Annotated in this window: 8 protein-coding genes; all 8 read left to right on the top strand. The window is 44.3% G+C overall.

Going from position 1 to position 6,711, the window contains the following annotated elements:
* Positions 1-492 (top strand): SDR family oxidoreductase (locus QZ147_RS07755; protein ID WP_295148954.1); only part of this gene is annotated, 492 nt, incomplete at its 5' end.
* Positions 489-818 (top strand): hypothetical protein, encoded by a 330-nt coding sequence (locus tag QZ147_RS07750; RefSeq protein ID WP_295148952.1) that lies wholly within the window; start codon positions 489-491, stop codon positions 816-818. The genes QZ147_RS07755 and QZ147_RS07750, both read left to right, overlap by 4 nt.
* Positions 815-1,357, top strand: a complete 543-nt coding sequence (pgsA, locus tag QZ147_RS07745; RefSeq protein ID WP_295148949.1) for a CDP-diacylglycerol--glycerol-3-phosphate 3-phosphatidyltransferase — start codon at positions 815-817, stop codon at positions 1,355-1,357. The genes QZ147_RS07750 and pgsA overlap by 4 nt, the downstream gene beginning before the upstream one ends.
* 148 nt (positions 1,358-1,505) lie before the next feature.
* Positions 1,506-2,402 carry a hypothetical protein gene (locus QZ147_RS07740; RefSeq protein WP_295148946.1) on the top strand — a complete coding sequence of 299 codons (897 nt, stop codon included), beginning with the start codon at positions 1,506-1,508 and terminating at the stop codon, positions 2,400-2,402.
* Between the two features lie 839 nt (positions 2,403-3,241).
* Complete coding sequence (rseP, locus tag QZ147_RS07735; protein WP_295148943.1) at positions 3,242-4,354, top strand: RIP metalloprotease RseP; 1,113 nt, start codon at positions 3,242-3,244, stop codon at positions 4,352-4,354.
* Entirely contained in the window at positions 4,351-4,986 is a 636-nt protein-coding gene (locus QZ147_RS07730; RefSeq protein ID WP_295148940.1) for a YggS family pyridoxal phosphate-dependent enzyme, read from the top strand. Before rseP ends, QZ147_RS07730 begins: the two co-directional genes overlap by 4 nt.
* Before the next feature lie 30 nt (positions 4,987-5,016).
* Positions 5,017-5,394, top strand: coding sequence for a hypothetical protein (locus QZ147_RS07725; RefSeq protein WP_295148938.1), 378 nt, complete (start codon positions 5,017-5,019; stop codon positions 5,392-5,394).
* 205 nt (positions 5,395-5,599) lie between these two features.
* Positions 5,600-6,175 carry a hypothetical protein gene (locus QZ147_RS07720; RefSeq protein ID WP_295148935.1) on the top strand — a complete coding sequence of 192 codons (576 nt, stop codon included), beginning with the start codon at positions 5,600-5,602 and terminating at the stop codon, positions 6,173-6,175.
* Positions 6,176-6,711: the final 536 nt, after the last annotated feature.

Below are 6,711 nucleotides of genomic sequence, written 5' to 3'. Positions count from 1 at the left end.
AAACTCCGCGCAACGTTTCTAAATCGTTATCGCTCGCGTCAAATTTGCCCTCGCGGTATAAATAACATTTTCACCGCAACCGTAAATGCATTCGTCGTGGGCGCGCAAGAAGCCGCAAAACGCATGGAAAAAACGGGCGGCGGCAGTATCATCTCGCTATCATCGACGGGCAATCTCGTCTATATCGAAAACTACGCAGGCCACGGCACCGCAAAAGCCGCAGTAGAAGCCATGGCGCGCTATGCGGCGACCGAGCTTGGCGAAAAAAATATCCGCGTAAACGTCGTTAGCGGCGGCCCGATCGAGACGGACGCGCTTAGGGCTTTTACGAACTACGAGGAAGTACGCGACAAAACGGCCGAGCTAAGCCCGCTAAACCGTATGGGTCAGCCCGCAGATATCGCCGGCGCATGTTTATTTCTTTGCAGCTCAAAAGCTAGCTGGGTCACGGGCCACACCTTCATCATCGACGGCGGTACTACGTTTAAATGAAAAAAGCAAATTTAGCCTGCGCTCCTTTGCCGTTTGCTCGCGTTTCGGGTAAATTCGGCGGTACAAATTTAACGCGCTTGCAGGCTAAATTTGATGAAAATTTAAAATTTACATGCAAATTTTGCGGCGTGGATGGTTTTCTTAAATTTAATCCAAATTTGTCAAATTTGCTCAAATTTGACGAAGCTGCGAGCAAATTTGAGCAAACCGTAAATAAAAAGCCGACAAAGTCAAGCCAAAACAAGGCTAGCTATTTTTCCGCCTATTCCCGTGCTACGCCGTCAAATTTTAAACTCCGAAATCAAAAAGAAAGAACAAATAAATGAGCCTAAATTTACCAAACGCCCTAGCCTTCCTGCGCGTATTTCTAGCACCCCTGATGTTTTGGCTACTACTTAGCGTAAATTCCTTCTCAGGCGTGCACGTTAGCTGGATGAACTACTTTGCCGCGCTTGTGTTCGTGATCGCTAGCGTCACGGACTTTTTCGACGGATTTATCGCGCGCGCGTGGGATCAAAAGACCAAGCTTGGAGCCGTGATCGACCCGCTCGCCGATAAGATGCTGACTCTGGGCGCGTTTTTAGGACTCATGATGATAGACCGCGCGAACCCGTGGGCCGTGTATCTCATCCTCGTTCGAGAGTTTTTTATCACAGGATTTCGCGTCGTGATGGCTGGCGATGGCGTAGAGGTCGCCGCATCGATGGCGGGTAAAATTAAAACCGTCTGCCAGATGGTCGCGATCGGCTTTTTAACCATGCAGTGGCCTTTTGGCGAGTTTTTGCTCTGGCTTAGCGTCGCGCTCACGCTGTATTCGGGCTTTGAGTACGTCGCGGCGTATATAAAAGCGACGAAAAAGAGCTAAATTTAGCGCGGGCGGCTTTTATTACCGAGCAAAAATACGCTATTTTAAAGTCGGCGCGCGAAGCTTTTACGTAAATTTAAAAACGAAATTTTAAGCTCGGCGATGCGGCTAGCATAAACTAAAAATAAATTTAAAACAGAGGAAAAATATGGATGACGGGCTAAGAGATATCATCGTAGAGCGGACGCAGAGCCTAGAACCCGAGCTCAAAAAACAAGCCCGAAAACTAAATCAAAAGATAATCGACGTCAGCTTTTACCACAACGCTAAAAATTTAGCCAAAATCGGCGAGGTTATGAGCGAGGAGCTAGGAGAGTTTTTGCTAGGCTGCGCGCTAGACTACGATAAGACGCGCGAGGGCAAATTTGACGCGAGCGATAACGATTTAGAAACGTTGCGCGGAGTTTGGAGCGCGCTTAGCTTTTTGCATAAGCCCGAAATTTTAGACTATCTTAGCTTTCAGGCGCGCCGCAGCGTAGCACATCGCTCGTTTGCGCACAGGTATATTTTCGAAATTTTACGCCTGCAAGAAAAGGCCGGCCGCGCTCACCCGCTGCTTGGCGAGCTTTACGAGTATTATGACGCGTTGCGAGAAAAGCTGCCCGTTTACGAGCTTTTGCGCCGCATAGGCGCGACGCCTGCTGATCCTTATGATTTTGAGTTTATACTAAACGCCGTAAATTTGGGCTATTGGTTTAGCAACGAGTATCTAGGAGAAGATGAGAAAAAGCGTAAATTTCATTTGCAGATCCGCATTTTTGCGCCGTTTATAAACGACAAGACCTTTGATATACAAATCAGCAACGACGACGTTCCAAGGGCGCGTATCGACTTTGACGACGAGGGCGTGAGCTTTTTACAGCAAGTAGCGCCGGATGCCTTGCCCTGCCCCGACCTTTTAGATTTAAAGCCTTTTATCGCGAGCGTAAAGTCGCATTTTGGTATAGAATTTGATCTCGCAAATAAAGACAAAACCGCCTTAACTGCCGGCAAAGGGCTAAGCAGAGCCAAAATTTTAGCCTGGCTAAATGAGGTTTTTAGTTAAATTTACGCCCTAAAATTAGCCTATTCGCGCTCAAATTTGACGCACGGTAGCGGACGGCTTGTCCGTAAATTTACGCCGAATTTAAAATCGCCATTTGCTTTTACGCTAAATTTAAAGCGATTTAGTGCAGCTTAGGGCGACGATTTGCGTTAAATTTAACGGATAAATTGCAACTCGTTTGCATTTTAGGACGTTTCGCGTCGCGGCTTGACGGCTCGGTTTATCGTTTTGCGCAGTTTGCCGCGGTATTTCACGTGCGATGGGCGCGGTATCTGCGGAGATTGAGCCGAGCCTTACCGCACGGCGGATAAATTTGCGATATTTTTACGATTACGAGGTCTTGATTGATTGCGCGCGGAGCGTATTTACAGCGCTTTACGCCTGCTAGGCGGATTATTTTGCGCATTTTTATTTGCGAGATTTTGCCGCGAGACGCTTTTATCGGAGCAAATGTCGCCGCCTGCTTTTGCTGTTTTACTTTATCGCGCCGTTTATTTTCGTTTTAGTCGCGGTTTGATTGCTATTTTACCGAGCATCTTTGGCTTTTGCGCTTGCTTGCGGCTGCTATTTCCCGTAAATTCGACTCCATCTATCCGCGTGATCCGCGTGCCGTTTTACGCGCCGTTTTAGCCGTCCGCCCGCAGGCTTGACGAGATCACGCCCTACCTGCGCCTTTACGACCTAAAATTTAACCCCGTATAGCCGTGCGCCGCACTGATTCGTTTTGCGTAAATTTGCCCGCCGCAAATGCCGCGCAAACGGCTCTTGATCGCGGTTTCAAGCGGAGTTTTATAAAATTTCGCTAAAATCGCGTTTAAAATCTACTTAAAAGGCAAATTTTGAAAGGAATTATACTTACCGCCGCTATCCTTGCGGTCGGGCTTTACGCGTATTCGTGGCACTTTTTGGTCACGGTTTTGGTGATTTCGTTTCTTATATTTTTTCACGAGCTTGGCCACTTTCTCGCAGCTCGCATGCTAAAAGTGGGCGTGTTAAAATTCAGCGTAGGCTTTGGACAAAGCGTCTACTCAAAAACCATCGGCGGCACCGAGTACGCCATCAGCGCGATACCCCTTGGCGGCTACGTGAGCCTAAAAGGGCAAGAGGACGCAAAGCCCGGCCTAAAAAACGAGGACGCCGACAGCTACACTAGACTTAGCCCGCTAGGACGCATTTTCATCCTTTTTGCCGGACCGTTTTTTAACTTTGCCTTGGCGTTTTTTATCTTTATCGCGCTCGGACATATCGGAGTTGAGAGGCTAGCTCCAACCGTGGGCAAAGTGCTGGAAAACTCGGCTGCGGCAAGCGCCGGAGTGCAAAAAGGCGATAAAATTTTAAACATAAACGGCATCAAAATCAGCGAATGGGACGAAATAAGCAAAAACGTAAATTTAACCTCCACCGCGATCACGCTCGAGCGCGCGGGCGAAATAAAAACGATAAATTTGACGCCTAAAATCGGGCAAAGCGTAACGATATTTGGCGAAAAGATAGAAAAACCGCTCATCGGCATTTCGCCTTCAGGCGAGGCCGTCACGATACGAAATACCGGCTTTAGCTCGATCAAATTTGCGCTCGTTGAGACCGTAAACGCCTCAAAGCTCATATTTACGGGGCTTGAAAAGCTCATCGCGGGCGTCGTGCCGCTAAAAGAGATGGGTGGCATCATCCAGATCACCGACATCACCTCAAAGGCCGCAGGTATCGGCGTCTCGACCCTACTCATCATCGCTGCGCTCATATCCGTAAATTTAGGCGTGCTAAACCTGCTGCCTATCCCGGCGCTTGACGGTGGACACATATTTTTCAACCTTTACGAGCTCATTTTCCGCCGCGAGATGAACGAAAAAGTCTATATCGGCCTCACCTACTGCGGCTGGGCGTTTTTGATCTGCCTGATGGCGTTTGCGACCTTTAACGACGTGATGCGCCTAAGCGGAGCCGGACAATGAAACTCGCGCAAATTTTAGAACGCATCGAAAATGCGCGCACGGGCGAAGCGGTGAAGCTAATCGCCGTGAGCAAAAACGTAACGACCAAAGAGGTTTTGGAGCTTTTTGAGCAGGGGCAAACGAGCTTTGGCGAAAACCGCGTGCAAGAGCTCAAAAACAAGAGCGAAATTTTATCAAATTTGCCGATCGAGTGGCACTTTATCGGGCGACTTCAAAGCAACAAAATAAACCACCTGCTAGCGCTCAAACCCGCGCTTTGGCAAAGCTGTGAGAGCGTAGAAGCCGCGCTCGCGGTGAATAAAAGGCTTGATCGCGAGCTACCTTGCCTGCTGCAAATAAACTCAGCCTACGAAGATAGCAAACAAGGCATCTCACCAGAAGCCGCCCAGGATGCGTTTTTACAAATCGCGCAGGAGTGCAAATTTTTAAAACCCGTCGGCGTGATGAGTATCGGCGCGCACGTAGATGACGAGCGAGCCATACAAAAGAGCTTTGAGACGACACGTAAAATTTACGAAAATCTGCAATCAAAAGGCGCGCAAATTTGCTCGATGGGTATGAGCGGGGATTTTGAGTTAGCGATAAAATGCGGCTCGAATATGATTCGTTTGGGGTCGATTTTGTATAGCTAGGCTCGAATTTACGCGAGTGCTCAAATACAAATGAATAAAAACAAGCTAAATTTTATAGAAATATGCAGCATTTTGCTCTGCGCCGCCGTTATTTTTTCCGTGAGCCTCGCTTACGACGAAGACGCGCGCGTTTTTACGTTTTTAGTCGCCGCAAATATCCTAATATGCGCGATTTGCGTGCCTTTTCGAACTATTAGAAAACGCGGTTATCAAGCGCTTTTAAAAATTTTAATCGCAGCAAATTTACTGATTTGCTTTAATATGGAAATTTATCGCGGGATAATACTTTTTTGGATTACCATATCTTCGCCGATTGCCGCGTATATAGCGTTTTTATACATTCTAAGCAGATTTACCTTTTACCTAGCGAGCCGTAAATTTAAAGACGGCGAAAATAATGAAGCCTAAAATCTGTAAAATTTTATAATTGTTTTTTGTACTGGTTGCGGAGGACGGATTTGAACCGCCGACCTTCGGGTTATGAGAATTACGTGCTGTTTAAGAAAAAAATAAAAGTATTTATTTTATATTTTTTTATATCTATTTCATATATTTTAAGTAATATTTAAGCAAATAATGTGTATAATTTCTTTATTAAAACAAAGGAAATAAAATGAAAAAGCTAGAAATTTTAAATGAAACCGCAAGTTCTATAAGGCGTGTTCTTGGCGTTGAGCCTGTAAAATATGGTATAGAAAGGGTAGCCGATCAAGCATCTTTCTTAGAGATGTTAAATGAGGCCACAACACCAAAAGAAATTTATTTTGCTTTAGCAGAGGCCAAAGATGTTATATCTCGCAGGATAAATTATGTAGATAGAGCTCTTGTTTTTTGCGCGCTAGTTCACAATGCTATCGGCTATTATACCATTCAAAGCAATAAAGGACTTCGGGTAAAGCTTCTAAAATACTATAAAAAAGCTTTCGAGCTATCAAAGGCTGGCTCAAAGGAAGATTTTCGCGAAGAATTTAGGACGAGTTTTTATTACTGTGATGAAAAAAGAAAAGTCTTTATTTGTGAGTTTGTTTTCGAGCTAAGATACCTATATTTTATGGACGGCACCCCAGAAATAGATAGTACTATCAGCATTGAAACAAATGAGGCACTTGATACTGAGTATTTTGACACTCGTGACGAGCGTACGAAACACCCGGTCATAATAGACGGCGAGATTATGAGAGGGGCTTAAAATGACTCTTAAAGAAGTTTCAGAAATTACGGGTATTCCATACCCTACCCTTTTGGGGTGGAATAGGACGAAAAAAGGCGATTATCGTAAAAATTTGATACGTTTTTTAAAATATTCCGATCGTTCTATTTTAATAAAATATTTTAATTATAAAGAAAAAAATGAGGGTATAATTTAAGATATTTTTAAATGAATAATTGTATAATTTTAACGATATTAAAGAGAATTTATCCCTTTGGGATTTGAAACTATTGTTTTAAAAGTTTCAAATCTCTTTAATTTTTACCCTTATAGGGCTTGTAAAACTACTATCGTTTTTTCCTTGTAGGATTTGTAATTTGTATTTTTACATGCGATAGTAGTTTTTATTCTTTATAAATTATATATTCTACTTTTATTTCGTTTTGTTCGTTATAGCTTTCTAAAAATTTCTCTACTCCGTAGTCTTTTGTATTACAGCTTGTTATGAAAATTTTCCGTATATTTTTGTTTTTAAATTTATGATTGTTCTTTTTTAGAAATAGATCCGCGTTTGC

Source organism: uncultured Campylobacter sp. (assembly GCF_905371695.1).
Lineage (GTDB): Bacteria > Campylobacterota > Campylobacteria > Campylobacterales > Campylobacteraceae > Campylobacter_A.
This window is presented reverse-complemented; position numbering and strand designations above follow the sequence as displayed.

What these genes read in the sequence shown, in the direction of transcription:
- QZ147_RS07730 (WP_295148940.1), top strand. Translation starts at nt 4,351, where the DNA reads ATGAAACTCGCGCAAATTTTAGAACGCATCGAAAATGCGCGCACGGGC.
- pgsA (WP_295148949.1), top strand. Translation starts at nt 815, where the DNA reads ATGAGCCTAAATTTACCAAACGCCCTAGCCTTCCTGCGCGTATTTCTA.
- QZ147_RS07725 (WP_295148938.1), top strand. Translation starts at nt 5,017, where the DNA reads ATGAATAAAAACAAGCTAAATTTTATAGAAATATGCAGCATTTTGCTC.
- QZ147_RS07750 (WP_295148952.1), top strand. Translation starts at nt 489, where the DNA reads ATGAAAAAAGCAAATTTAGCCTGCGCTCCTTTGCCGTTTGCTCGCGTT.
- QZ147_RS07720 (WP_295148935.1), top strand. Translation starts at nt 5,600, where the DNA reads ATGAAAAAGCTAGAAATTTTAAATGAAACCGCAAGTTCTATAAGGCGT.
- QZ147_RS07740 (WP_295148946.1), top strand. Translation starts at nt 1,506, where the DNA reads ATGGATGACGGGCTAAGAGATATCATCGTAGAGCGGACGCAGAGCCTA.